The following is a 24,214-nucleotide window of genomic DNA, read 5'->3' as shown; positions in this document are numbered from 1 at the left end:
CCCGCCCGCGCGGAGCACTAGGGTCACCGCATGGAGGAGCTGGATCGTCAGATCGTTGAGTTGCTCGTCAAGGACGGGCGCATGAGCTACACCGACCTGGGCAAGGCCACGGGCCTGTCCACGTCGGCGGTGCATCAGCGCGTCCGCCGCCTGGAGCAGCGCGGTGTCATCCGCGGCTATGCCGCCGTCGTCGACCCGGAGGCCGTGGGCCTGCCGCTCACCGCGTTCATCTCGGTCAAACCCTTCGACCCCAGCGCCCCCGACGACACCCCGGACCGGCTCGCCGACATCCCGGAGATCGAGGCCTGCCACAGCGTCGCGGGTGACGAGAACTACATCCTGAAGGTCCGCGTCGCCACCCCGCTGGAGCTGGAGCACCTGCTCACCCGCATCCGCTCCCAGGCCGGGGTCTCCAGCCGCACGACCGTCGTCCTCTCCACGCCGTACGAGGCCAGGCCGCCCCGCATCTGACGCGCCAGGCCGCCCCGCATCCGACGAGGCGGGCCGTCCCGCATCCGGCGAGGTGGCCCGTCCGTGTCCGACGCGCCGGGGCCACCAAGGGGGACCTGCCGGACAAACCGTGTCCCGGCAGGTCCTAGCCTGGTGCCATGAGTGAGTCCATGCCTCCTGCGTCTTCCGGCGACCACCGCACCGTGCTGCTGCGCGGTGGAGAAGTCCACAGCCCCGCCGACCCCTTCGCCACCGCCATGGTGGTGGAGCGCGGTCACGTCGCCTGGGTGGGCTCGGAGGGCGCGGCCGACGCCTTCGCGTCCGGCGTGGACGAGGTCGTCGACCTGGAGGGCGCGCTCGTCACCCCGGCGTTCGTCGACGCGCACGTGCACACCACGGCCACCGGGTTCGCCCTCACCGGCCTCGACCTGTCCTCCGCCGCCTCGCTCGCCGAGGCCGCGGAGCTGATCCGCGCCCACGCCGCCGCCCGGCCCGAGGACCGCATCCTCATCGGCCACGGCTGGGACGCCTCCCGCTGGCCCGAGCGCCGCCCGCTCACCCGTGCCGAGCTCGACGAACTCACCGGCGGCCGCCCGCTCTACCTGACCCGGATCGACGTCCACTCGGCCGTCGTCACGACCGCCCTGCTCGACCTCGTGCCCGGCATCCGCGACCTGGACGGCTTCCACGACGGGCAGCGGCCGCTGACCGGCGACGCCCACCACGCCGTGCGCGCGGCCGCCTTCGCCGCCGTGTCCCCGCTCCAGCGCACCGAGGCGCAGCGTGCCGCCCGGCTCCGGGCCGCCTCCCTCGGCATCGGAACCCTGCACGAGTGCGGCGGGCCGCGGATCTCCTCCGAGGACGACTTCACGGGCCTCCTGGACCTCGCGCGCGAGGAGGCCGGGCCCCGGGTCGTCGGCTACTGGGCCGACCTCGACGTCGAGCGGGCGCGGGCTCTGGGTGCCCTCGGCGCGGCCGGCGACCTGTTCGCCGACGGCTCCCTCGGCTCCCACACCGCCTGCCTCCACGAGCCGTACGCCGACCACGCCGGGCACAGCGGCTCGGCCCACCTGGACGCGGCCGCCATCGCCCTCCATGTCGTCGCCTGCACCGAGGCGGGCCTCCAGGCCGGCTTCCACGCCATCGGGGACGCCGCCGTGACCGCCGTCGTCGAGGGCGTCAGGGCCGCCGCCGAGAAGCTCGGCCTGGCCCGGATCAGGGCCGCCCGGCACCGCGTCGAGCACGTCGAGATGCTCACCCCCGAGACGATCGCCGCCTTCGCCGAGCTGGGGCTCACCGCCTCCGTCCAGCCCGCCTTCGACGCGCTCTGGGGCGGCGAGGAGGGGATGTACGCCGACCGGCTCGGCGCCGAGCGGGCCCGCACCCTCAACCCGTACGCCGCCCTGCTCCGCGCCGGCGTCCCGCTGGCCTTCGGCTCGGACAGCCCGGTCACCCCGCTCGACCCCTGGGGCACCGTCCGGGCCGCCGCCTTCCACCGGACCCCCGAGCACCGGATCTCCGCCCGGGCCGCCTTCACCGCCCACACCCGGGGCGGCTGGCGGGCCGTCGGCCGGGACGACGCGGGGACGCTGGTCCCGGGTGCCCCCGCCGACTACGCGGTCTGGCGCACCGAGGAGCTCGTCGTCCAGGCGCCCGACGACCGGGTGGCCCGCTGGTCCACCGACCCCCGCTCCGGAACGCCCGGTCTGCCCGATATGTCGCCCGGCGTGGAGCTCCCCGTCTGTCTGCGGACGGTGGTGTACGGACAGACGGTGTTCGTACGGCCGAACGAGTGATATGGGGATATTTCAGACCCCGCACAGTCGGCCCGCACGCTTGTCCCCGACCTGCGGATCTTCCCCTCCGGCCTGGCCTTTCATGGAGTCTCCGCAGGTCAAGCGGGTATTGACAGTCGCCCGTCAGGGGCGGGTAGGTTCACCGCGTCCACCACAGGACGTCCGACCGGACCGCACCCCCACGCCGTAGCCGAACGCCGCCCGCGCCTCGGCCGCGAGGGAAGGTTTCTCCGGCGGGAGGTGCGACCCGGGTGGGGCCCGGACGTTCAGTAGACAACGGCTCTCGGTCGACCCGCAGCCAGCGGATCCCAGGTCGGACCGAAGGACGCCGGGCCCCGCACCGCACGTCATCCGTCCCGTGGGTCCCTTCCGTCCGGTCTGTCACCCGGACCACCCGACCCGCCGCGCCGGAGCACGCCGGGGACCTCGCTATGGTGGGGGCCTGCGTATGTATCCGAAGGGGCAGTAGTGAACGACGGTGGCCAGAGGCGTTACGGCCCGCTCGGCAAGGCCTTGGTGATCATTCCGACCTACAACGAGGCGGAGAACATCAAGCCGATCGTCGCGCGGGTGCGGGAGGCCGTACCCGAGGCGCACGTTCTCGTCGCGGACGACAACAGCCCCGACGGCACGGGCAAGTTCGCGGACGAGATCGCGTCCGAGGACGATCATGTGCACGTCCTCCACCGCAAGGGCAAGGAGGGGCTCGGCGCCGCCTACCTCGCCGGCTTCCGGTGGGGCATCGAGCACGGCTACGGCGTCCTCGTCGAGATGGACGCCGACGGCTCCCACCAGCCCGAGGAGCTCCCGCGGCTGCTCACCGCCCTCAAGGGCGCGGACCTGGTCCTCGGCTCCCGCTGGGTGCCGGGCGGCCGGATCGTGAACTGGCCGAAGTCCCGCGAGTTCATCTCCCGGGGCGGCAGCCTCTACTCGCGCGTGATGCTCGACGTGCCGATCCGCGACGTCACCGGCGGCTACCGGGCCTTCCGCAAGGAGACCCTGGAGGGCCTGGGCCTGGAGGACGTGGCCTCGGCGGGCTACTGCTTCCAGGTCGACCTGGCGCGCCGCGCGATCGCCGCCGGCTTCCACGTCGTCGAGGTCCCGATCACCTTCGTGGAGCGCGAGATCGGCGACTCGAAGATGAGCCGCAACATCGTCGTCGAGGCGCTGTGGCGGGTCACCGGCTGGGGCCTGACGGCGCGGGCGGAGAAGGTCGGCAAGCTGCTCGGCCGCAAGTCCTCCTGACCTCCGTACGGACCTTCCGTACTGATCCTTTCTTTACGACGTTCCGGCGGGGCGCCAGGCACACTGGGCAGCATGACGACCGGCGCACCGCCTCCCCTCGCCCCCAAGCGCTCACGCGCGCGTACGTACCTTCCGCTCGGCGTCGCCGCCTGGCTGGTCCTGGAGATCTGGCTGCTCACGGTGGTGGCGAACGCGGCGGGCGGACTGACCGTCTTCGCCCTGCTCGTCGGCGGTGCCGTGCTCGGTGCCGCCGTCGTCAAGCGGGCGGGCCGCCGTGCCTTCCGCAACCTCACCTCGACCTTCCAGCAGGCCCAGGCGGCCGCGCAGACGGGCGTGGCCCCCTCGCCCGCCGACCGGGCCGGCGCGGACGACCGCAACGGCTTCCTGATGCTGGGCGGTCTGCTCCTGATGGTCCCCGGCCTGCTCTCGGACGCGGCCGGTCTGCTCCTGCTGATCCCGCAGGTCCGCTCCTTCCTCGGGCGGTACGCGGAGAAGGCGGTCGAGCGCCGGATGAGCGCCGCACCTCCCGGCAGCCTCCAGGACGCCTTCCAGCAGGCCCGCATCCACCGGCCGGACGGCAAGGTGGTGCAGGGCGAGGTCATCCGCCAGGACGCGCCCCAGGGGCCTCCGCGGCCCGAGGGGCCCCTGCCGCCGCTGACGCCCTGATCCGACACGCGTGCCCCGGCGCCCTCTCTTCAGAGGGGCCGGGGCACGGGAACGCCGCGGGGCCCGGTACACGATGTGTGTACCGGGCCCCGCGGCGTTGTGCTTGTGCGGCGATCCGCTAGGCGGACTTGCGGCTGTCGCGCGGATGCACGGCGATGTTCATGGCGCCGGAGCGCAGGACGGCCAGCCTCTCGGCGAGGACCTCCTCCAGCTCCTCGCGGGTGCGCCGCTCCATGAGCATGTCCCAGTGCGTACGCGCAGGCTTGCCCTTCTTCTCCTCAGGTCCGTCCCCGTCCACCAGGAGTGCCTGGATTCCGCAGACCTTGCACTCCCACTCCGGCGGAATCTCCGCCTCGACCGAGAAGGGCATCTCAAAACGATGTCCCTTCTCGCATGCGTACTCCACCGCCTGGCGCGGGGCCAGATCGATGCCGCGGTCGGTCTCGTAGCTCGTCACCACGAGGCGCGTGCCGCGAAGAGCTCGCTCACTCATGAATCGTGCCTCCCGGGCTTGTCGCCCACAGGACAGGTGTCGCTGTCGTCGTTATCCGGTCAACGTCCGGTCGGCGGTGAAGATTCCCGTTCCGGGTCATGCGTCGCCCGTCGTGCCGCCCCTTGTTGTACCCACCAGTGCCCGTTTTGTCACATCTGGCGGCAGATGTGACCAGGTGTCTTCACCAAAGCAGCACGCAGTAACGGTCCGCCTGGCAGGCCAAACGCGTACACTACCGCCCTTTCCCCGCCACGTCTAAATCCGCTCGGGTACGGGGTTCCCCGCGGCCTCGACCGCGCGCCGGACCGGGACCCGGGCGAGCAGCGTGAAGCCGACGGCGAAGAAGATCACCAGGGAGATGATGGCATCCCGGTAGCTTCCGGTCAGCTGATACGCGAGACCGAACACGAGCGGACCCAGCCAGCTGAGCCCCCGGTCGCTCATCTCGTACGCCGAGAAGTACTCCGCCTCCTTGCCGCGCGGCACCAGATGCGAGAACAGCGAGCGCGACAGGGCCTGGCTGCCGCCCAGGACCAGACCGATCGTGGCCGCCAGACAGTAGAAGAACACCGGCGAGCCGGCCGGCAGGAAGTACCCCGCCACAAGGATCAGCGTCCAGACCGCCAGCGAGCCCAGAATCGTCCGCTTGGCGCCGTACGACCGGGCGAGTCGTCCCATCCCGAGGGCGCCCGCCACCGCGAGCACCTGGACGAGCAGGACCGCCGTGATGAGTGTCGTCTGGTCGAGGTCCAGCTCCTCCGAGCCGTAGATCGAGGCCTGCGAGATCACCGTCTGGATGCCGTCGTTGTAGATCAGGTACGCGAGGAGGAAGGAGAGCGTCAGCGGATGCCGCCGCATGTCCTTCAGCGTCGCCCGCAGTTGGCCCCAGCCGCTGCCCACTGCGCCCTCACCGGTCCGCCCGGATCCCTCCGGGCGGACCTGCCGGTCGCGCAGCCGTCGCAGCGGCACGAGCGTGAAGGCGCCCCACCACAGGCCGGCCGAGGCCAGGCAGATGCGGACCGCCTCGCCCTCCGTGAGGCCGAAGGAGTCGTGCCCCGAGTAGAGGACCAGGTTCAGGACGAGGACCAGCGCGCCGGAGGTGTAGCCGAAGGCCCAGCCGCGTGAGGAGACCGTGTCCCGCTCGTCCGGCTCCGCGATCTGTGGCAGATAGGCGTTGTAGAGCACCATCGAGACCGACAGCGAGGCGTTCGCCACGATCAGCAGGAACGTGCCGAGCAGATACCGATCGCCCGCCAGGAAGAACATCCCCGCCGTGGCCGTCGCCCCCAGATAGGCCGCCGCCGCGAGCAGCGGCTTCTTCCGGCCCGTACGGTCCGCGACCGCGCCGACCAGCGGCATCGCCAGGATCGCGACCACGAGCGAGGCCGACACGGCGTACGCGAAGAGCGAGCCCGCCCGCACCGGTATCCCCAGCGGGTGCACGAAGCCCTCGGCGTCGGCCGCCGCCCGCGCCACCGACGTCAGGTACGGGCCGAGGAAGACGGTGATCACGCTCGTCGAGTACACCGAGCACGCGAAGTCGTAGAAGTACCAGCCCCTCTGCTCGCGCCGTCGCTCGGCGGGATCGGAGGCGTACTCCTCCGGCTCGATGGTGTCTGCGGTCAAGGCCACGCCCCCCTTGTTCGTTCCCGTGGCCGGGACGCGGCTCAGACCCACGCTCCCCGGTCGGTGAGCACGCCGCGCAGCGTCTCCAGGTGATCGGTCATGATGCCATCGACACCCAGGTCGAGGAGAGAGTTCATCCGCGCCGGATCGTTCACGGTCCACACGTGGACCTGCAGCCCGCGCGCGTGCGCCTCCCGCACGAACCGGCGGTCCACGATCGGGACCCCGGCCTGGCGCTCCGGGACCTGCGCCGCCACGGCTCCGGCCCGCAGCGCCGCCGGGATGCCCCAGGAGCGCAGCCGCAGGCCGACGACCCCGCGCACCCCGAACGAGGTGGCGAGCTCCGGCCCGGCCAGACGCTGGGCCCGTGCCACCCGGGACTCGGTGAACGAGCCCACGCAGACCCGGTCCCAGGCGCCCGTCCTGCGGATCAGGTCGATCAGCGGGGCAAGGGCCGACTCGGCCTTCAGGTCCACGTTCCAGCGGGCCTCGGGGAACTCCTCCAGGAGGTCCTCGAAGAGCGGCAGGGGCTCCTTCCCGGCCACGCGGGCCTCCCGGAGCGCCGCCCAGGGCAGGTCGCGGATCCGGCCCGAGGTGTCCGTCACCCGGTCGAGGGTCTCGTCGTGGAACGCGACGAGCACCCCGTCGGACGTCGTGTGCACATCGGTCTCGAAGTAGCGGTAGCCCGCCGCGGCGGCCCGGCGGAAGGCGGCAGCGGTGTTCTCCAGGCCGTTCGCCGTGCCGCCGCGATGGGCGAACGCGAGAGGGGACGGATGGTCGAGATAGGGGTGGCGTACGCGAGTCACGGCCGCAGTATGGCGCCTTCCGGTGTCCCGGTGGCGACCAGGATGCCGCCGGCGTGCGGCTCGGGGGTGAGCGCGGTGGTCTCCTAGGCAGGTTCCGGGGTGAGCGCGGTGGTCTCCTAGGCAGGTTCCGGGGTGGGCGCGGCGGTCTCGGAGGCCCGCTCCGGGGTGGGCGCGGCGGTCTCGGAAGCCTGTTCCGGGACGGCGAACCAGCGCAGGAAGAACTGGGCGAGCGGTCCGATCGCCAGCGCGTACAGGACCGTGCCGACCCCGACCGAGCCGCCGAGCAGGAAGCCGGTGGCGACCACCACGACCTCGATCGCCGTCCGCACCAGCCGGATCGACCGGCCGGTGAGCCGGTGCAGACCGGTCATCAGACCGTCGCGCGGGCCGGGCCCGAACCGCGCCGCGATGTACAGGCCGGTCGCGACCCCGTTGAGGACGATGCCGAGCACGAGCAGCGGCACCTGCCCCACCAGGCCGTGGACGTCCGGGACGAGCGCCAGGGTGCCGTCCATCGCCAGACCGATCACGAACACGTTCGAGACCGTGCCGAGCCCCGGCCGCTGCCGGATCGGCAGCCACAGCAGCAGCACCACCGCCCCCACGATGATCGACACCACGCCGATGGTCAGCCCGGTCTTCTCGGCGAGACCCTGGTGGAGGACGTTCCAGGGTTCCAGGCCGAGTCCGCTGCGCACGAGCAGCGCCGAGCTGGCCCCGTACAGCGTCAGTCCGACGTACAGCTGGACGAGCCGACGGGCGAGGTGCCGGCCTCGAAGGCCGGAGGTGATGGACAAGGAACTGCCCCCCAAGGTGGTGGTAGTGGACTGACTCATGACACTCTGTGGCGGGAGATCGGATGTCAACCATGGCCAATTCGAGGAAGGTGGACTGATTTCCATGGCTCAGTGGACTTCGGCGGTGGGGCCGGCCCAGCTCGCCCGGCAGCTCCAGGCGCAGCAGCCCCGGCCCGCCGGACCCGGCGCCCGCAAGCCGCCCGCCTACCGTGCCCTGGCCGACGGCATCCGGCTGCTCGTCCTGGAGGGCCGCGTGCCGGTCGCAGCCCGCCTGCCCGCCGAGCGGGAACTCGCCCTCGCGCTCACCGTCAGCCGCACCACGGTCGCCGCGGCCTACGAGGCGCTGCGCACCGAGGGCTTCCTGGAGTCGCGGCGCGGCGCCGGCAGCTGGACCGCCGTGCCCGCCGGGAACCCGCTGCCCGCGCGCGGCCTCGAACCGCTGCCGCCCGAGTCCCTCGGCTCGATGATCGACCTCGGCTGCGCGGCCCTGCCCGCGCCCGAGCCCTGGCTCACCCGGGGCGTCCAGGGCGCCCTGGAGGAGCTGCCGCCCTACGCCCACACGCACGGGGACTACCCGGCCGGGCTGCCCGCGCTGCGGCAGATGCTCGCCGACCGGTACACCGCGCGCGGGATCCCCACGATGCCCGAGCAGATCATGGTCACGACCGGCGCCATGGGTGCCATCGACGCCATCTGCCACCTGTTCGCGGGGCGCGGCGAGCGGATCGCCGTCGAGTCGCCCTCGTACGCCAACATCCTCCAGCTGATGCGCTCGGCCGGCGCCCGGCTCGTGCCCGTCGCCATGGCGGAGGGCCTCGGCAGCTGGGACCTGGCCCGCTGGAGGCAGGTGCTGCGCGACGCGGCGCCCCGCCTCGCGTACGTCGTCGCCGACTTCCACAATCCGACCGGCGCGCTCGCCGACGAGGACCAGCGGCGGCAGCTCGTCGAGGCGGCCCGCTCCGCCGGCACGGTCCTCGTCGTCGACGAGACCATGGCCGAGCTGCACCTGGACGAGGACCTGGAGATGCCCCGGCCGGTTTGCGCCTTCGACCCGGCGGGAGCCACCGTCCTCACGGTCGGCTCGGCCAGCAAGGCCTTCTGGGCGGGCATGCGCATCGGCTGGGTCCGGGCCGCGCCCGACGTGATCCGCTCCCTGGTGGCCGCGCGCGCGTACGCCGACCTCGGCACCCCGGTCCTGGAGCAGCTCGGCGTGAACTGGCTCATGCGGACGGGCGGTTGGGAGGAGGCCGTGAGCCTGCGCCGGGACCAGGCCCGGGAGAACCGGGACGCGCTCGTCGCCGCCGTCCGCCGGGAGCTCCCGGACTGGGAGTTCGCGGTGCCGCGCGGCGGTCTGACCCTCTGGGTCCGCACCGGCGGCCTGTCCGGCTCCCGGCTCGCCGAGGCGGGGGAGCGGGTCGGCGTCCGCGTCCCCTCCGGGCCCCGCTTCGGTGTCGACGGCGCCTTCGAGGGCTTCGTCCGGCTGCCCTTCACGGTCGGCGGCCCGGTCGCCGACGAGGCGGCCGCCCGGCTGGCCGCCGCGGCCCGCCTGGTCGAGTCCGGCGCCGGCAGCGGGGGAACGGAACCGCCGAGGTCGTTCGTGGCATAAGGCGTGACCCCGGGTGCGCGGACGTACGAAAGGGTCCCCTACGCGCGCGTAGGGGACCCTTTCGTACGTCCGCGGCCCTCTGCGGGGACCGGTTCCGTCCTCAGCCCTCCGCGGGGACCGGGGTGTGGAACGGGGCGCCCGAGTCCGGTTCGGCCCGGGGTGCCGGGGCCGGTTCGGGGGCCGAGCCGGGGACCGTCTCGACGGCGGCGGCCGAGAGCGTGACCGTGTCCTGGGACGTGATCGCGGCGGGGGCCTTGACCGTGACCACGGGCGGGGACGCGGGCGCCGCCGGGGCCGTGACCGTGCGCTCCGGGAGCAGGTCCAGGACCGCCCGGCGCTGAGCCTCGTTCGTCGCGTCGTCGTACGGGTCGGGCGTCGCCGGCACCTGGATCCGCAGGACCGGGCCGGTGCCCAGGCGCGCGTAGCCGCGGCCCGCCGGGACCTCGGGCGTCGGCGTGGTGTGCGGCCGGGCGCCGAGGACGGCCGTGATCTGCTCCGGGGCGGCGGGGCCGAGGACGATCCGGGCCCTGGTGTGGGTCCGTACCGACTCGCTCAGCGTGTCCGTGCTGTCGAACTGCTCGGCCACCACCACCGTGACCTGCGCCGCGCGTCCGTGCCGCAGTGGCACCTGGAGCAGGTCCTGCGGGTCGGGGCGGCCGTCGGCGGCGGCGAGCTGGCCGAGGATGCCCGGCCGGTCGAGGAGGATCCACAGCGGGCGGCGGGTGTCCTCGGGCGCGGGCTGCCCGGCCTGGGCGGCCCGGTTGGCGGCGATCAGCCGCCGCTCCGTCTCGTGCGCCGCCCACTCCAGGGTGGCGAGGGCGCCGCCCAGCCCGCACTCGACGGCGAGGACGCCGGCGCGGCCGGTGAGGCACGCGTACTCGCCGGTGCCGCCGCCCTCGACGATCACCACGTCCCCGTGCGGGAGGGCCTGGAGCGCGATCGAGCGCAGCAGGGAGGTGGTGCCGCTGCCGGGCTGGCCGATGACGAGCAGGTGCGGCTCGGTGGAGCGGGGGCCGGTGCGCCAGACGACGGCCGGCGCGTCCTCCGTGCCGTCCGCCGAGACGACGGGCACGGTCCGCTGCACGGCGTCGGCGTCGGTGAACCCGAGGACGGTCTCGCCCGGCACCGTGACGAAGCGCTGGGCGGCGATGGTGGTGGGCAGGGCGGGCAGCACGCTCATGACGAGCCGGTTGCCCTCCTCGTCCCAGTCGAAGAGGTACTCGCGGCCGCGCCCCGACTTGGCGTGCAGCAGCTGCTCCACGCGGGCGCGGGCGGCCGGCTCGCCGTCGGTGAAGTACGGGGGGTACGCGATCCTCAGCCGGGTCAGCCGCCCGTCCTCGTCGAAGGCGTAGTCCCCGAACGCGCCGCTCCACTCGCCGCCGTGGGCGAAGAGCGGCGCGGGGTCCTCCGGCACGGAGAAGTACGGCACGAGGGCCTCGTAAAGGCCCTTGAGGCGCGCGATCTCCGCGTCGTCGGGCCCGGTCTTCACGACCGGGCGTTCTCGGCCCATCCAGGCGGCCACGGCCATGAGCAGTACGAGCGCGAGCAGCGGCCCGTACGGCATGAGCGCGACGACCAGGACGCAGCCCGCGACCAGGAGCAGCGTGGGACCACGCCGCTCCTTCGGGGTCGCGGCCCACTTGGCGCGCGCGGTCGCGGCCAGCTTCCGCAGACCGCGGGAGACCGTGATCAGCGGATGGAGCACGTCGGTGGCGCTGTCGGCGGCCGTGCGCGCGATCTCTCGACTGCGAGCGATCTGTGCGCTGCCGCTGCTCAGAATGCGGGGGAGTGGTCGCCGGGCCACGAAGTACTCCTGAATCGGTGGAAGGGACTGGAGGGCGTCAGAACTTGATCCCGCCCAGGAGGCCGGCGAGGCTCTGGCCGCCCGCCGTGATGCTCGGGGCGATGGCGGTGCCCGCGAGGTAGAAGCCGAACAGCGAGCTGACGAGGGCGTGCGAGGCCTTCATCCCGTCCTTCTTGAAGAACAGGAAGCAGATGATGCCGAGCAGGACCACGCCTGAGATGGACAGGATCATTGGTTGTTCTCCTGGTTGAGGGGACAGTCACCATGAGTCCTTCCAGGTTCACAGCAAGTATCTATGTGACTAAAGCTGCATTCGGGTGAAAAACGGGCGATTTCACTTGACCGGCGGACGCCCGACGCCGCCTCGGGTGGCGAAATGCCCGGCGTGCGCTAGGGACGGGCGCCGGTATCGAATGACGTGATCTTTGCCTCGGTCGGGCGCGGTCATGTCGCCGGACGGGCAGTACCCTGTCGATTCACTCGTACGGCCGCGCTTGCCGTGCACCGGTCGACAACGCAGGAGAGAGGCGGTCCCACCCGATGAGCGAGACTCCGGACCCCGAGGTCATCGAGCTGGCGTCCAAGGTCTTCGACCTCGCACGCACGGGTGACGCCGAAGCCCTCGCCGCCTACCTCGACGCGGGCGTCCCCGCGAACCTCACCAACGACAAGGGCGACACCCTCGTCATGCTCGCCGCCTACCACGGCCACGCCGCCGCGGTCACCGCCCTCCTGGAGCGCGGCGCCGAGGCCGACCGCGCCAACGACCGCGGCCAGACCCCGCTCGCCGGCGCCGTCTTCAAGGGCGAGGACGCGGTGATCCGCGCCCTCCTCGCCGCCGGCGCGGATCCGGAGGCCGGGACTCCGTCCGCGCTCGACACCGCCCGCATGTTCGGCAGGACCGAACTCCTGGAGCTCTTCGGATCCAGGTGAACGGCGGCTGAACCCCAGGTGGGAGCGGCGTCGTAAATGTGGTCGCGGTGGCGAAATGGGTGGGTCATCATGACGACGGGCCCGGCAAAACGGGCCACCGACGAGAGGCTGAGGAACATGGTCACTGGCAGGCGAATCACGACGACGGGCGGCCCCGAATGTTGCCGCACGGCCTAGGCGTACGGGCGGTGTACCGCCCGACCGGCTTCCCCCCGGTATCCCCCGGTCGTGTCGACAGCTTGATGTGAGGCGTCTTCCATGTTCGATCCAGTCATAGCGCCGAGCGGCACCCTGCTCGGCCTGCTGCAGCGGGGCCGCGGCGACGGCACCCTGCACGCGCTCGCCGCGCCACGCGCCGAGGCCCTCGCGGCCCTCAACAGCTGCGTTCTCGACGACCCCCGCCACGACTGGCAGGTCGAGAACCGCTCCCTCTACTACGCCCGTCTCTACCTGGACCTCCACGGAGGCCTGGACGAGATCGAGGCGCACCTCATGGGTGCCGAGGACCACCTCGACACCGAGGAGTCCAGGACCGGGCTCGCGCTCGCCGTCCTCGGACACCTCGCCTCCTACGGACGCCAGGACGCCCTGCTGCTCCTCAGGCGGTACGCCGCGACCGGAGCGAACTGGGCCTGGGCCCTGGACGAGCTGGCCCTCCGCGACGACGACGCCGGGCTCCGCGCGCTCGCCCTGCCCGTACTGGCCCGCTTCCCGGCCGACCCCGAGGGCGAGGCCGAGCTGGCGCGCACCGTCCGCGACGCCTTCGAGCCCCGGCCCTGGCGGCTGTGGGCCGAGGACCCGCGCGAGGCCGTCGGCGCCCGGGTCAGGGCTGCCCGGGAACAGGGCTCCTTCGACCGCTGGCAGCGTCAGATGCGCCCCGCCGGGCCCCGCCCCGGCTGGAGCGTCAAGGCCGTCCTCGACTGGGCGCAGGAGGGGTACGAGCGCGGAGCCCTGCTCTACGGACCCGCAGCCCGCTGCCTGACCGCCGTCGCCGGACCCGAGGACCGGCCCGAGATCCTCGCCGCCGCCCGGCACGGCGCGACCGGAGCCCGCGGCGCCGCCCTGCACCACCTCGCCGAGTCACGGGACCCCGCCGTCCTCGACCTCGTCGAGGCCGCCGCCGACGGCGACTCCCGCGAGGCCGCCGACGCCGCCGTCGCCGCCTACCGGCGGATGTGCGGAGACGACGCCGTCGCCCGCGCCCGCGCGTGGGTCCGGCGCACCGACGCCCTCGGGACCGCCGCAGCCGAGGTCCTCGCCTGCAGAGGCACCGCCCAGGACACCACGCTCGTCCTCGGCGCCCTGCGCGGCACCGTGCGCTCCGAGGGCCCCGACGCCCCCGAGCTCGCCTTCCTCGTCGACGGCGCCGGACGCCTCGGCATCGCCTGCGCGGCACCCGTGCTGCGCCACGTCTACCGCGAGACGACCTCCTCCCAGCTGCGCGGCCGCGTGGCCCGCGCCCTCGCCGTCACCGACCCCACCTTCGCGACCGGCTTCGCCGTCGAATGCCTCTGGGACTGCGAGGAGACCACCCGCGAGGTCGCGGCCCAGCACGCCGAGACCGGTGACGTGCGCGTCGCCGAACGATTGCGCCGCCTCGCCGCGGACCCCGCCGAAGAGGTCGAGGTCCAGACGGCGGTGCGCAACCGGATAGGGCCGGACCTCCAGGTCTGACCCCGGCTCCGGGGCAGCGACAGGTCCGGCCAACCCCTCCCGGCCCGACCTCGCGCACCCGAGCCACCCGCCACCCGGCCCCAGGGGCGGCGCGGCCTGCGGCGGACACCCCGCCGACCGTGGCCCCGCCCCGGGGGCCGGTGCGTTCTGCCGGCCCCAGGGGAAACGCTCATGGGACGTTCCCTCCCCGTCCAGATCCACGTCGGCAGGTACACGCCGAGCGCGACGACAACACCCGTATGCGTGTCGTCATCGTCACCGAATCCTTCCCTCCCGACATCAACGGTGTGGCGCACTGCGCCCTGCAGACCGCGCGCCACCTCGTCCGGCGGGGGCACACCCCGCTCGTCATCGCCCCCGCCGTCGCCGACCAGGCCGCGGACGCCGACGCCCCCTGCGCCGTCGTCCGGGTCCCCTCCCTTCCCCTGCCCGGCTATCCGCAGGTACGGGTCGCCCTGCCCAGCCGCCGGGTCGCCGCGGCCATCGCCGCCCACCGCGCCGACCTCGTCCACCTCGCCGGACCCTTCGTCCTCGGCGTCCGGGGCATGACCGCCGCCGCCCGGCTCGGCATACCCGCCGTCGCCGTCTACCAGACCGACCTCGCCGGCTACGCGCGCACGTACGTCGGGACCGGCGAGGGCGCCGCCTGGCGTCGCCTGCGCGCCGTGCACGGCGCCGCCGACCGCACCCTCGCCCCGTCCACGGCCGCCGTGCGCGACCTGGAGGCCCACGGCATCGGCCGCGTCCGGCGCTGGGGACGCGGAGTGGACACCGTCCGCTTCCACCCCGGACTGCGCGACACCGCCCTGCGCCGCGAACTCGCTCCCGACGGGGAGGTCCTCGTCGGCTACGTCGGCCGCCTCGCCCCCGAGAAGCGCGTGGACCTGCTCGCCGGAGCCTGCGCGCTCCCCGGAGTCCGGGTCGTGGTCGTCGGGGACGGGCCCAGCGCGCCCGCCCTGCGCACCGCCCTGCCGGGCGCCCGGTTCCTGGGCCGCCGCACCGGCGACGGGCTCGCCCGGATCTTCGCCTCGCTCGACGTCTTCGCCCACACCGGCCCGTACGAGACCTTCTGCCAGACCGTCCAGGAGGCCATGGCCAGCGGGGTCCCCGTCGTCGCCCCGGCCGCCGGCGGACCCCTGGACCTGGTCGACCACGGCCGCACCGGACTCCTCGTACCCCCGGGCGACCCGGACGCGCTGCGGGCGGCCGTCGCCGACCTCGCCGCCTCGCCCGACACGCGCGCCGCCCACGGCCGGGCCGGCCGGGCCGCCGTCGAGGGCCGCACCTGGGAGGCGCTCGGCGACGAGCTGATCGGCCACTACCTGGAGGTGCTGCGCGAGCGGACGGCGGTGGCGGCATGAGCGGCGTCCGTACGGGAGACGGCACCGGGCTGCGGATCGTACGGCTCGCGAACTTCGTGACCCCCACGTCGGGCGGCCTGCGCACCGTCCTCGACCAGCTCGGCCGCGGCTACCTCGCCGCAGGTCACGAGCCCGTCCTCGTCGTTCCCGGCGCCGCCGCGAGCGACCACCTCACCGAGCAGGGCCGGGTCGTCACGCTCCCCGGCCCCGTCCTGCCCGGCACCGGCGGCTACCGGGTCCTCGCCGACAAGCGGCGGGTCCGCCGGCTCCTCGACGAACTGGCCCCCGACCGGATCGAGGTCTCGGACCGCACCACTCTGCGGTGGACGGGGGAGTGGGCGCGACGCGCACGCGTGCCGTCGGCCATGGTCTCCCACGAGACCGCGGACGGGGTGCTGCGCACCTGGGGCGTCCCGCCCGCGCTCGCGGCCGGCACGGCTGACCGGCTCAACCGCCGCACCGCCTGGGCCTTCGCACGGATCGTGTGCACGACGGAGTGGGCGGAGCGCGAGTTCGTACGGATCGGGGCGCGCAACGTCGTACGCGCCCCGCTCGGCGTGGACCTGGAGCGCTGCCGGCCCGACCGCCGCGACGCGGCGCTGCGGGCCCGGTACGCCGACGGCGAGCGGGTGCTGCTCCTGCTGTGCTCGCGCCTCTCGGTCGAGAAACGGCCGGGTACGGCCCTGGACGCGTTGGAGGAGCTGCGGGACCTGGGGATCGCGGCGGCGCTCGTGGTCGCGGGGGACGGGCCGCTGAAGGGCACCCTGGAGCGGCGGGCGCGCGAGCGGCGCCTCCCCGTGCGGTTCCTCGGGCACGTGGCCGACCGGGAGGCCCTGGCGGACCTCCAGGCGGCGGCCGACGTGTGCCTGGCCCCGGGGCCGGCGGAGACCTTCGGCCTCTCCGCCCTGGAGGCCCTCGCCTGCGGGACCCCCGTCGTGGTCAGCGCCTCCTCCGCGCTGCCCGAGGTCGTGGGCACCGCGGGCGCGTCCGCCGCCGACACACCGCGCGCCTTCGCCACCGGGGTACAGGGGCTCCTCGCGATCCCGGAGAGCGTCCGCCGCCGGGCCGCACGCGCGCGTGCGGAGGTCTTCTCCTGGGACCGCGCCGTCACCGCCTTCCTCGCCGCCCACGACGCCCTCCCGACACCCCGCCCGCTCGTGCCGGAGGAGGCCCGCCGATGAGACGGGACACGGCGGGCGCGGGCACGGTCACGACCGAGGCCGAACCGCACGCCCCGGGGCCCGCGCCCGGCGCGCGTGCCGGGGCCGTCGCGCCCGGAGCCTCCGACGGCCCGGACCCCGCGCCCGCCCCGCCCGAGTTCCCGGCCGCCCGGGGCGGCGGGGCCGCCGAGGACCCCGTTCGGTTCGTCGTCCTCGGGGACTCGTTCAGCGAGGGCGTCGGTGACCGGGTCGGCGGGGCCTGGCGGGGGTGGGCGGCGCTGCTCGCGGAGGGGCTCGCCGCCGAGGGGCGGGGGACGGCCCTCCTGAACCTCGCCGTCAGCGGGGCGCTCAGCGCGGACGTCGCCGACGGGCAGGCCGCCCGCGCCCTCGCGTTCCGCCCGCACCTCGCTTCCGTCGTCGTCGGGGTGAACGACACCCTGCGCCGCACCTTCGACATCGCGCTCCTCGCCCGCCGCCTGGACCGGGTCTGCGCCGATCTCGACGCCCTCGGAGCCGTACTCCTGACCGCCTGTCTCCCGGACCCCGGCCGGATGCTCGGCCTGCCCCCGCCCCTGGCGCGCCCGCTCGCCCGCCGCCAGCGGTCCGTCAACGCGGTCGTGCACGCGCTGTCCGCCCGGTACGGTGCCGTCCACCTGCACCTGGCCGAGCCCGGATGGACCGAGGACCGGGCCCTGTGGAGCGCCGACCGGCTGCACCCCGGCGAACGCGGCCACCGGGCCGTCGCCGCCGGCTTCCACGAGCTCCTCGCGGCCCGGGGACTCGCACACGGCGCACCACCCTCGCCGGAGCCCCTCCAGCCGCCGCCGACCCGTACCGAGGCCCTGCTCCGGCTCGCCACCGCCGGCACCGGCTGGGTCCTGCGCCGCAGCCACGACCTGCTCCCGCAGCTCCTCCTGCTCGCCGGGGCCGAACTGCGGCACTGGGCCGACGGCACCGGCACGGCTCCCCTCGACGCGCGCGCGGACGACGCCCTCGCGGCCGCCCTCGCGGCCACAATGGGGGGATGAGCGGGCGCTGGGAGTTCTGGATCGACCGGGGCGGCACCTTCACCGACGTCGTCGGGCGACGGCCCGACGGCCGGCTCGTCAGCCGCAAGGTGCTCTCCCACGACCCCGCCGGACGGCAGGACGCGGCCGTCGCCGGCATCCGCCTCATCCTCGGCCTCGGCCCCGACGACCCCGTCCCCGCCGACCGGATCGCCGTCGTCAAGATGGGCACCACCGTCGCCACCAACGCCCTCCTGGAGCGGCGCGGCGAGCCGACCGTGCTCCTGATCACCGAGGGCTTCCGCGACGCCCTCCGCATCGCCTACCAGAACCGGCCCCGGCTCTTCGACCGCCACATCGTGCTTCCCGAGGCGGTGTACGCGCGCGTGATCGAGGTGCCCGAGCGGGTCGACGCCCGCGGACACGTCGTCCACCCGCTGGACGGGCCCGCCGTCGCCGCGGCACTCACCGCGGCCCACGGCGACGGCCTCCGCTCCGCCGCCGTCGTCCTCCTGCACGGCTACCGGCACCCCGAGCACGAGACCCGGGTCGCGGCGGCGGCCCGCGCCGCCGGCTTCACCCAGGTCAGCTGCTCGCACGAGGTCAGCCCGCTCATCAAACTGGTCCCGCGCGGGGACACCACCGTCGTCGACGCCTACCTCTCGCCGATCCTGCGCCGGTACGTCGACGAGGTCGCCCGCGAACTCGCCGGGATCCGCCTCATGTTCATGCAGTCCAACGGAGGCCTCCGCGAGGCGGCCCACTTCCGAGGCAAGGACGCCGTCCTGTCGGGACCGGCGGGCGGAGTCGTCGGCATGGCCCGCACCTCGGCGCAGGCGGGGCACGACCGTGTCATCGGCTTCGACATGGGCGGCACCTCCACCGACGTGTCGCACTACGCGGGCGCCTTCGAGCGTGAACTCGGTACACAGGTCGCCGGGGTGCGGATGCGGGCGCCCATGATGAGCATCCACACCGTCGCGGCGGGCGGCGGCTCCGTCCTCCACTACGACGGACGCCGCTACCGGGTCGGCCCCGACTCGGCAGGCGCGGTCCCCGGACCCGCCTGCTACCGCCGCGGCGGCCCCCTGACGGTCACCGACGCCAACGTCATGCTCGGGCGCATCCAGCCCGACCACTTCCCCGCCGTCTTCGGCGAGAGCGGGGACCTCCCCCTCGACGCCGGGGTCGTACGGGAGAGGTTCGCGGCCCTCGCGGAAGAGGTCGGCGGCGGGCGCACCCCAGAGGAGGTCGCCGCGGGCTTCCTGGAGATCGCCGTCCTCAACATGGCCAACGCAGTCAAGAAGATCTCCGTGGAGCGCGGGCACGACATCACCCGGTACGCCCTCACCAGCTTCGGCGGCGCCGGCGGCCAGCACGCCTGCGCCGTCGCCGACGCCCTGGGCGTCGACACCGTCCTCGTACCCCCGCTGGCCGGAGTGCTCTCCGCGTACGGGATCGGGCTCGCCGACGCCACCGCCATGCGGGAGCAGTCCGTCGAGGCCGAGCTCGACGCCGACGGCACCCACGCGCGCGTGACGGCCCTGTGCGCCGAACTCGCCGAGCGCACCCGCGAGGAGCTGCGCGTCGACGGACTGCCGGACACGGCGATCACCACGCGCGCGCGCGTACTCCTGCGGTACGCGGGCACGGACGCGAGCCTCCCCGTCGACCTCGCACCGCCCGAGGAGATGAAAGCCGCGTTCACGGACGTTCACCGCGCGCGGTACGCCTTCACCCTGGACCGGCCGCTCGTCGTCGAGGCCGTCACCGTCGAGGCCGTCGGCAGCGCCGGTCCGCACGGCCCGGTCCTCGTGGACACCGGCGAACGGACCGGCGCCCTCGCCCCCGTGGCCACCGTCCGCATGCACAGCGCCGGCACACCCCACGACACCCCGCTCCACCGGCGCGAGGACCTGCGGCCGGGCGACAGCGTCGACGGGCCCGCGATCCTCGCCGAGGCCGACGCCACGACCGTCGTCGACACCGGCTGGCGGGCCACCGCGACCGACGAAGGCCACCTCCTGCTGCGCCGTGTCGTCCCCCGCCCCGCGCGCGTGGCCGCCGGCACGGACGTGGACCCCGTCCTCCTGGAGGTCTTCAACAACCTCTTCATGTCCATCGCCGAGCAGATGGGCGTCCGCCTGGAGAACACCGCCCAGTCGGTCAACATCAAGGAACGCCTCGACTTCTCCTGCGCCCTCTTCGACGCCGAGGGCAACCTGATCGCCAACGCGCCCCACATCCCCGTCCACCTCGGCTCCATGGGGGAGTCCATCAAGGAGGTGCTCCGCCGGCGCGGGGACGACCTGCGCCCCGGCGACGTCTACGCGATCAACGACCCGTACCACGGCGGCACCCACCTCCCCGACGTCACCGTCGTGACGCCGGTGTTCGACGACAAGGGGAGGGAACTCCGCTTCCTGGTCGCCTCCCGCGGCCACCACGCCGAGATCGGCGGCATCACCCCCGGCTCCATGCCCGCCTTCAGCCGGACCGTCGACGAGGAGGGCGTCCTCTTCGACAACTGGCTGCTCGTCCGCGACGGACACCTGCGCGAGACCGAGACCCGCGCCCTGCTCACCGGCGCCCGCCACCCCTCCCGCGACCCGGACACCAACCTCGCCGACCTGCGCGCCCAGATCGCCGCCAACGAGAAGGGCATCGAGGAACTGCGCCGCACGGTCGAGGAGTTCGGGCTCGACGTCGTCCAGGCCTACATGCGGCACGTCCGCGCCAACGCCGAGGAGTCCGTCCGGCGCATCGTCGCGCGACTGGACGACGGCGAGTACCGCTACGAGACCGACGGGGGCGCCGTCATCCGGGTCGCCGTCCGCGTCGACCGCGAACGGCGCTCCGCCGTCCTCGACTTCACCGGCACCTCCGCCCAGCTGCCCGGCAACGCCAACGCGCCGACCGCCGTCGTCATGGCCGCCGTCCTGTACGTCTTCCGCACCCTCGTCGACGAGGACATCCCGCTCAACAGCGGCTGCCTGGAGCCCCTGGAGGTCCGCGTCCCGCCCGGCTCCATGCTCGCCCCCGTCCCCCCGGCGGCCACCGTCGCGGGGAACGTCGAGACCTCCCAGGCCGTGACGGGCGCGCTCTACGCGGCCCTCGGAGTCCAGGCCGAGGGCTCCGGCACCATGAACAACGTCACCTTCGGCAACGCGCGCGTGCAGTACTACGAGACCGTCGCGAGCGGCTCGGGCGCGGGCGACGGCTTCGACGGCGCCGACGCCGTCCAGACCCACATGACCAACTCCCGGCTCACGGACCCCGAGATCCTGGAGTGGCGCCATCCGGTCCGGGTCGACGCCTTCGCGGTACGAGAGGACGGCGGCGGGCGCGGCCGGTGGCACGGAGGCCACGGCGTGGAGCGGCGCCTGCGCTTCCTGGAGCCGATGACGGTGGCCCTCCTGACCGGCCACCGCCGGGTCCCGCCGTACGGGATGGCCGGCGGCGAGCCGGGCGCCCTCGGCGAGAACCTCGTGGAACGCGCCGACGGCACCGTCGAGCACCTCGAAGGCGCCGCCACCACGGAGGTGGGCCCCGGCGACGTCCTGGTCCTGCGCACGCCGGGCGGCGGGGGCTACGGCCCGCCGCCCCTGTGACACCTCAGCGCACCGGCACGAACCGCACGGGCGTCCCCGGGACCGCCTGCGCCGCCGCGCCCAGGTCGGCCTCCCGCACCACCGCGACCACCGGATAGCCCCCGGTCGTCGGATGGTCCGCGAGGAACACCACCGGGCGTCCGTCCGGCGGCACCTGCACCGCGCCGAGCACCATGCCCTCGCTCGGCAGCTCGCCCGCCACGGCCCGCTCCAAGGGCGGGCCGCCCAGCCGCAGTCCGATCCGGTTGCTCGCCGGCGACACCCGGTACGCGCGCGTGGAGAGGGCCCGGAGCGCGTCGGCGGTGAACCAGTCGTCGCGGGGGCCGAGCCGTACCCGCAGGACGAGTTCGTCCGGCGGTCCCGGCCACGGTGGGGCGTCCACCGCGACCCCTGCGCCCGTGTCCGGGCCCAGCGGCAGCACCGTGTCCTCCACGAGCGGCGCCGGGCCGAGGCCCGACAGCAGGTCGGTGGAGCGGCTGCCGAGGACCGGCGCGACGGCGATCCCGCCGCCGACAGCCACGTACGACCGCAGTCCGCGCACGGCCGTGCCGACCTCCAGGACCGACCCGGCGCCGACCCGGACCGTCGTCCCCCAGGCGGCGGGACGGCCGTCCACCCGGACCGGGCACGGCGCGCCGCCCACCGCCACGGTCACCGCGCACCGGGGCCGCAGCGCGCAGCCGCTGACGGTGGTCTCCAGGACCGCCGAGTCCTCCGGGTTGCCGACGAGCCGGTTGACGAGCCGTACGGCCGCGGGGTCGAGGGCGCCCGAGCGGGGCACGCCGAGGTGCGCGTACCCCGTGCGCCCCAGGTCCTGGACGGTGGTCAGCGCCCCGGCCCGGACCACGGCGAGGGCCCGGTCGCTCATCGCCCGCCCCCTGCCGTGAACCGGACCCGGGTGCCGGGCGTGAGCAGCGCGGCCGGGTCCCGCTCGGCGTCCCACAGCACCAGGTCCGTGGTGCCGATCAGCTGCCAGCCGCCGGGGGAGGAGCGCGGGTACACACCCGTGTACGGGCCTGCCAGGGCGACCGATCCCGCGGGGACGGCCGTGCGCGGCGTGGCCCGGCGCGGCACCGCGTACCGCTCGCCGAGCCCGGTCAGATAGCCGAAACCGGGCGCGAACCCGCAGAAGGCGACCCGGAACTCGACCGCCGTGTGGATCCGTACAGCCGCCTCCACGGACACGCCCCAGAACGCGGCGACCTCCGGCAGGTCGGGCCCGTCGTAGCGGACCGGAACCTCGACGGTCTCGCCCACGCGCGCGTGGAGCGGCGCCGGCTCCCAGCCGGCCAGCTCGGCCGCGAGCCGCTCCGGGGCGTCCACGCCGTCGAGGAGCACCGTCCGCGCCGCCGGCACGATCTCCCGTACGGCGGGCAGCGCACCGGCCGCCCGCCGGCGCAGCAGCTCGGCGTGGAGGGCCTCGGTCGCCCCGCCGTCGTCCAGTTCCACCAGGAGGGCCCGGGCGCCCACCCTCAGCACCCTCACGCGAAGGCCTCCACGCGCACGCCGGAGGCTTCGAGCCGCTCCCGGACCCGACGGGCCAGGCCCACCGCGCCCGGGGTGTCCCCGTGCAGGCAGAGGGAGCGGGCCCGCACGGCGACGGAGCTCCCGCAGTGCGCCGTGACGACCCCGAACCGGGCCAAGGACACCGCCCGTTCGACGACCTCGTCCGGGTCCGTGACGACGGCCCCCTCCTGGCCCCGGGGCAGCAGTGAGCCGTCCGCCCGGTAGGCCCGGTCGCCGAAGGCCTCGGCGACGACCGGGAGTCCGGCCGCCGCGGCGGCCTCGTGCAGCCGGGAGCCCGGCAGCCCGAGGACCGGCAGCGTCCGGTCCGCGAGCAGCACGCCCTCGACGACGGCCGCCGCCTGCTCGGCGTCCCGGACCACCCGGTTGTAGAGCGCCCCGTGCGGCTTCACGTACGAGACGCGCGAGCCGGCGGCCCGGGCGAAGACCTCCAGGGCGCCGATCTGGTACGCCACCTCGGCGGCCAGCTCCGCCGCCGGGACGTCCATCGCGCGCCGTCCGAAGCCGGCCAGGTCGCGGTAGGACACCTGGGCCCCGATCCGTACCCCGCGTGCCGCCGCGAGCTCGCAGACCCGCCGCATGGTGGCCGCGTCCCCGGCGTGGAAGCCGCAGGCCACGTTGGCGCTGGTGACGACGGACAGGAGCCGCTCGTCGTCGGTCAGCGTCCAGCGGCCGAAGCCCTCGCCGAGATCGGCGTTGAGGTCGATCGGGACCAGGGTCATGTGGTGCCTCCTCGGGAAGGAGCCGAAGTCGCGGAAGGAGCCGAAACCGCTGAAGGGTGCCCGCCAAGCTAGAGGATTGTTCAACGATCCGACAAGATGCGTGTTGTCGCTTCCCCGTTTCTGCGGTTGACTCGGCCGCTGCCGCGGTCGAGCCGGTCGCGGACGACGGAAGGGGCGAGACGCTGTGGACGTGAGTGGCACCGGCGGGCTGACGGACGACCGCGTACTCCTGGGACGCACGAGCACGGCGGAGCGGGTCGCGGACATCCTGCGCACCCGGATCGCGGAGGGCTTCTTCCCGCCCGGCGTCCGGCTCTCCGAGGAGAGCATCGGCGGCGCCCTCGGTGTGTCCCGCAACACACTCCGCGAGGCCTTCCGGCTCCTCACCCACGAGCGCCTGCTCGTCCACGAGCTCAACCGGGGCGTCTTCGTCCGCGTCCTCGCCGTGGGTGACGTGGACGACATCTACCGCACCCGGCGGCTCGTCGAATGCGCCGTCGTACGGGGCCTGGGGCAGCCGCCGTTCGCCGTCGACGCACTCGCCGCCGTCGTCGCCGAGGGCGAGGCCGCGGCCCGCGCCGACGACTGGACGGGCGTCTCCACGGCCAACATCCACTTCCACCGCGAACTCGTCGCCCTCGCGGGCAGCGCCCGCACCGACGAACTGATGCGCGGCGTCCTCGCCGAACTCCGCCTCGCCTTCCACGTCGTCGACGACCCGCGCGCACTGCACGAGCCCTACCTCCGGAGGAACCGGGAGATCCTGGACGCCCTCCGGGCCGGGGAACGGGCCTCGGCGGAGCGACTCCTCGCCCGCTACCTCGACGACTCACGCACGCGCGTGGTCACCGCCTACGCCCAGGCCGTCGACGCTCCGGCGGGCTCCTCCGGCTGAGCGCGCAGCCCGTACGAGACCACCGAGGGCGCCAGGCG

At 74.4% G+C, this 24,214-nt stretch carries 21 protein-coding genes; 12 read left to right on the top strand and 9 right to left on the bottom strand.

Features of this window, described 5'->3' with window-relative positions; all coding sequences use genetic code 11:
• Positions 1 to 30 precede the first annotated feature (30 nt).
• The 4 genes from ACFYX3_RS38820 to fxsA all read left to right on the top strand — a co-directional run bounded on the left by ACFYX3_RS38820 (position 31) and on the right by fxsA (position 4,157).
• Entirely contained in the window at positions 31 to 471 is a 441-nt protein-coding gene (locus ACFYX3_RS38820; protein ID WP_030691308.1) for an Lrp/AsnC family transcriptional regulator, read from the top strand.
• A 137-nt stretch (positions 472 to 608) separates the two neighbouring features.
• Entirely contained in the window at positions 609 to 2,246 is a 1,638-nt protein-coding gene (locus ACFYX3_RS38815) for an amidohydrolase (RefSeq protein WP_389024353.1), read from the top strand.
• 468 nt (positions 2,247 to 2,714) lie between these two features.
• Positions 2,715 to 3,491 carry a polyprenol monophosphomannose synthase gene (locus ACFYX3_RS38810; protein ID WP_086824078.1) on the top strand — a complete coding sequence of 259 codons (777 nt, stop codon included), beginning with the start codon at positions 2,715 to 2,717 and terminating at the stop codon, positions 3,489 to 3,491.
• Positions 3,492 to 3,563: 72 nt separating this feature from the next.
• The gene (gene fxsA / locus ACFYX3_RS38805; protein ID WP_389024349.1) at positions 3,564 to 4,157 is read left to right on the top strand and encodes an FxsA family membrane protein; all 594 of its coding nucleotides are present in this window, start codon (positions 3,564 to 3,566) and stop codon (positions 4,155 to 4,157) included.
• A 118-nt stretch (positions 4,158 to 4,275) separates the two neighbouring features.
• Here fxsA and ACFYX3_RS38800 read toward each other — a convergent pair whose 3' ends face one another.
• From ACFYX3_RS38800 to ACFYX3_RS38785, 4 genes are all read right to left on the bottom strand, one after another.
• Positions 4,276 to 4,650 (bottom strand): RNA polymerase-binding protein RbpA, encoded by a 375-nt coding sequence (locus ACFYX3_RS38800; RefSeq protein WP_015032218.1) that lies wholly within the window; start codon positions 4,648 to 4,650, stop codon positions 4,276 to 4,278.
• 255 nt (positions 4,651 to 4,905) lie between these two features.
• The gene (locus ACFYX3_RS38795; protein ID WP_389024346.1) at positions 4,906 to 6,276 is read right to left on the bottom strand and encodes an MFS transporter; all 1,371 of its coding nucleotides are present in this window, start codon (positions 6,274 to 6,276) and stop codon (positions 4,906 to 4,908) included.
• Between the two features lie 41 nt (positions 6,277 to 6,317).
• Positions 6,318 to 7,082, bottom strand: a complete 765-nt coding sequence (locus ACFYX3_RS38790) for a glycerophosphodiester phosphodiesterase (RefSeq protein ID WP_389024343.1) — start codon at positions 7,080 to 7,082, stop codon at positions 6,318 to 6,320.
• A 116-nt stretch (positions 7,083 to 7,198) separates the two neighbouring features.
• Positions 7,199 to 7,879, bottom strand: coding sequence for a YitT family protein (locus ACFYX3_RS38785; RefSeq protein WP_389024340.1), 681 nt, complete (start codon positions 7,877 to 7,879; stop codon positions 7,199 to 7,201).
• A 103-nt stretch (positions 7,880 to 7,982) separates the two neighbouring features.
• Between ACFYX3_RS38785 and ACFYX3_RS38780 the strand changes: the two genes are divergently transcribed.
• The gene (locus tag ACFYX3_RS38780; protein WP_376590771.1) at positions 7,983 to 9,485 is read left to right on the top strand and encodes a PLP-dependent aminotransferase family protein; all 1,503 of its coding nucleotides are present in this window, start codon (positions 7,983 to 7,985) and stop codon (positions 9,483 to 9,485) included.
• A gap of 100 nt (positions 9,486 to 9,585) precedes the next feature.
• Here ACFYX3_RS38780 and ACFYX3_RS38775 read toward each other — a convergent pair whose 3' ends face one another.
• Positions 9,586 to 11,289 (bottom strand): hypothetical protein, encoded by a 1,704-nt coding sequence (locus ACFYX3_RS38775; protein WP_389024337.1) that lies wholly within the window; start codon positions 11,287 to 11,289, stop codon positions 9,586 to 9,588.
• Between the two features lie 37 nt (positions 11,290 to 11,326).
• Positions 11,327 to 11,521 (bottom strand): hypothetical protein, encoded by a 195-nt coding sequence (locus tag ACFYX3_RS38770; protein ID WP_030691317.1) that lies wholly within the window; start codon positions 11,519 to 11,521, stop codon positions 11,327 to 11,329.
• A gap of 308 nt (positions 11,522 to 11,829) precedes the next feature.
• Between ACFYX3_RS38770 and ACFYX3_RS38765 the strand changes: the two genes are divergently transcribed.
• The 6 genes from ACFYX3_RS38765 (at position 11,830) to ACFYX3_RS38740 (ending at position 21,035) form a co-directional block, all read left to right on the top strand.
• On the top strand, positions 11,830 to 12,222 hold the full coding sequence (locus ACFYX3_RS38765) for an ankyrin repeat domain-containing protein (protein ID WP_389024334.1): 393 nt from the start codon (positions 11,830 to 11,832) through the stop codon (positions 12,220 to 12,222).
• A 258-nt stretch (positions 12,223 to 12,480) separates the two neighbouring features.
• Complete coding sequence (locus ACFYX3_RS38760; protein ID WP_389024331.1) at positions 12,481 to 13,896, top strand: HEAT repeat domain-containing protein; 1,416 nt, start codon at positions 12,481 to 12,483, stop codon at positions 13,894 to 13,896.
• A gap of 239 nt (positions 13,897 to 14,135) precedes the next feature.
• Positions 14,136 to 15,257 (top strand): glycosyltransferase family 4 protein, encoded by a 1,122-nt coding sequence (locus ACFYX3_RS38755; protein ID WP_389024328.1) that lies wholly within the window; start codon positions 14,136 to 14,138, stop codon positions 15,255 to 15,257.
• Positions 15,254 to 16,438, top strand: coding sequence for a glycosyltransferase (locus ACFYX3_RS38750; protein ID WP_389024325.1), 1,185 nt, complete (start codon positions 15,254 to 15,256; stop codon positions 16,436 to 16,438). Before ACFYX3_RS38755 ends, ACFYX3_RS38750 begins: the two co-directional genes overlap by 4 nt.
• The gene (locus ACFYX3_RS38745; protein ID WP_389024322.1) at positions 16,435 to 17,445 is read left to right on the top strand and encodes an SGNH/GDSL hydrolase family protein; all 1,011 of its coding nucleotides are present in this window, start codon (positions 16,435 to 16,437) and stop codon (positions 17,443 to 17,445) included. The genes ACFYX3_RS38750 and ACFYX3_RS38745 overlap by 4 nt, the downstream gene beginning before the upstream one ends.
• Entirely contained in the window at positions 17,442 to 21,035 is a 3,594-nt protein-coding gene (locus ACFYX3_RS38740; protein ID WP_389024319.1) for a hydantoinase B/oxoprolinase family protein, read from the top strand. Before ACFYX3_RS38745 ends, ACFYX3_RS38740 begins: the two co-directional genes overlap by 4 nt.
• Before the next feature lie 4 nt (positions 21,036 to 21,039).
• Here the strand turns inward: ACFYX3_RS38740 and ACFYX3_RS38735 are convergent, their stop codons facing one another.
• From ACFYX3_RS38735 to ACFYX3_RS38725, 3 genes are read right to left on the bottom strand one after another with little or no spacing between them, the layout of a single operon-like run.
• Complete coding sequence (locus ACFYX3_RS38735) at positions 21,040 to 21,903, bottom strand: biotin-dependent carboxyltransferase family protein (RefSeq protein ID WP_389024315.1); 864 nt, start codon at positions 21,901 to 21,903, stop codon at positions 21,040 to 21,042.
• Positions 21,900 to 22,520: a 5-oxoprolinase subunit PxpB gene (gene pxpB / locus ACFYX3_RS38730; protein ID WP_389024312.1), complete on the bottom strand. Its 621-nt coding sequence runs from the start codon at positions 22,518 to 22,520 to the stop codon at positions 21,900 to 21,902. Before pxpB ends, ACFYX3_RS38735 begins: the two co-directional genes overlap by 4 nt.
• Complete coding sequence (locus ACFYX3_RS38725; RefSeq protein ID WP_389024309.1) at positions 22,517 to 23,281, bottom strand: LamB/YcsF family protein; 765 nt, start codon at positions 23,279 to 23,281, stop codon at positions 22,517 to 22,519. The genes pxpB and ACFYX3_RS38725 overlap by 4 nt, the downstream gene beginning before the upstream one ends.
• Positions 23,282 to 23,471: 190 nt before the next feature.
• Here ACFYX3_RS38725 and ACFYX3_RS38720 point away from each other — a divergent pair, with 190 nt between their 5' ends.
• Positions 23,472 to 24,176: a GntR family transcriptional regulator gene (locus ACFYX3_RS38720; RefSeq protein ID WP_389024306.1), complete on the top strand. Its 705-nt coding sequence runs from the start codon at positions 23,472 to 23,474 to the stop codon at positions 24,174 to 24,176.
• Positions 24,177 to 24,214: the final 38 nt, after the last annotated feature.

It is taken from the genome of Streptomyces sp. NPDC002463 (assembly GCF_042889835.1).
Lineage (GTDB): Bacteria > Actinomycetota > Actinomycetes > Streptomycetales > Streptomycetaceae > Streptomyces > Streptomyces nymphaeiformis.
The sequence above is the reverse complement of the archived record's forward strand: the minus strand, read 5'-3'. Positions and strand labels throughout refer to the sequence as shown.

What these genes read in the sequence shown, in the direction of transcription:
- ACFYX3_RS38820 (WP_030691308.1), top strand. Translation starts at nt 31, where the DNA reads ATGGAGGAGCTGGATCGTCAGATCGTTGAGTTGCTCGTCAAGGACGGG.
- ACFYX3_RS38815 (WP_389024353.1), top strand. Translation starts at nt 609, where the DNA reads ATGAGTGAGTCCATGCCTCCTGCGTCTTCCGGCGACCACCGCACCGTG.
- fxsA (WP_389024349.1), top strand. Translation starts at nt 3,564, where the DNA reads ATGACGACCGGCGCACCGCCTCCCCTCGCCCCCAAGCGCTCACGCGCG.
- ACFYX3_RS38800 (WP_015032218.1), bottom strand. Translation starts at nt 4,650, where the DNA reads ATGAGTGAGCGAGCTCTTCGCGGCACGCGCCTCGTGGTGACGAGCTAC.
- ACFYX3_RS38780 (WP_376590771.1), top strand. Translation starts at nt 7,983, where the DNA reads ATGGCTCAGTGGACTTCGGCGGTGGGGCCGGCCCAGCTCGCCCGGCAG.
- ACFYX3_RS38770 (WP_030691317.1), bottom strand. Translation starts at nt 11,521, where the DNA reads ATGATCCTGTCCATCTCAGGCGTGGTCCTGCTCGGCATCATCTGCTTC.
- ACFYX3_RS38765 (WP_389024334.1), top strand. Translation starts at nt 11,830, where the DNA reads ATGAGCGAGACTCCGGACCCCGAGGTCATCGAGCTGGCGTCCAAGGTC.
- ACFYX3_RS38760 (WP_389024331.1), top strand. Translation starts at nt 12,481, where the DNA reads ATGTTCGATCCAGTCATAGCGCCGAGCGGCACCCTGCTCGGCCTGCTG.
- ACFYX3_RS38755 (WP_389024328.1), top strand. Translation starts at nt 14,136, where the DNA reads ATGCGTGTCGTCATCGTCACCGAATCCTTCCCTCCCGACATCAACGGT.
- ACFYX3_RS38750 (WP_389024325.1), top strand. Translation starts at nt 15,254, where the DNA reads ATGAGCGGCGTCCGTACGGGAGACGGCACCGGGCTGCGGATCGTACGG.
- ACFYX3_RS38745 (WP_389024322.1), top strand. Translation starts at nt 16,435, where the DNA reads ATGAGACGGGACACGGCGGGCGCGGGCACGGTCACGACCGAGGCCGAA.
- ACFYX3_RS38740 (WP_389024319.1), top strand. Translation starts at nt 17,442, where the DNA reads ATGAGCGGGCGCTGGGAGTTCTGGATCGACCGGGGCGGCACCTTCACC.
- ACFYX3_RS38735 (WP_389024315.1), bottom strand. Translation starts at nt 21,903, where the DNA reads ATGAGCGACCGGGCCCTCGCCGTGGTCCGGGCCGGGGCGCTGACCACC.
- ACFYX3_RS38725 (WP_389024309.1), bottom strand. Translation starts at nt 23,281, where the DNA reads ATGACCCTGGTCCCGATCGACCTCAACGCCGATCTCGGCGAGGGCTTC.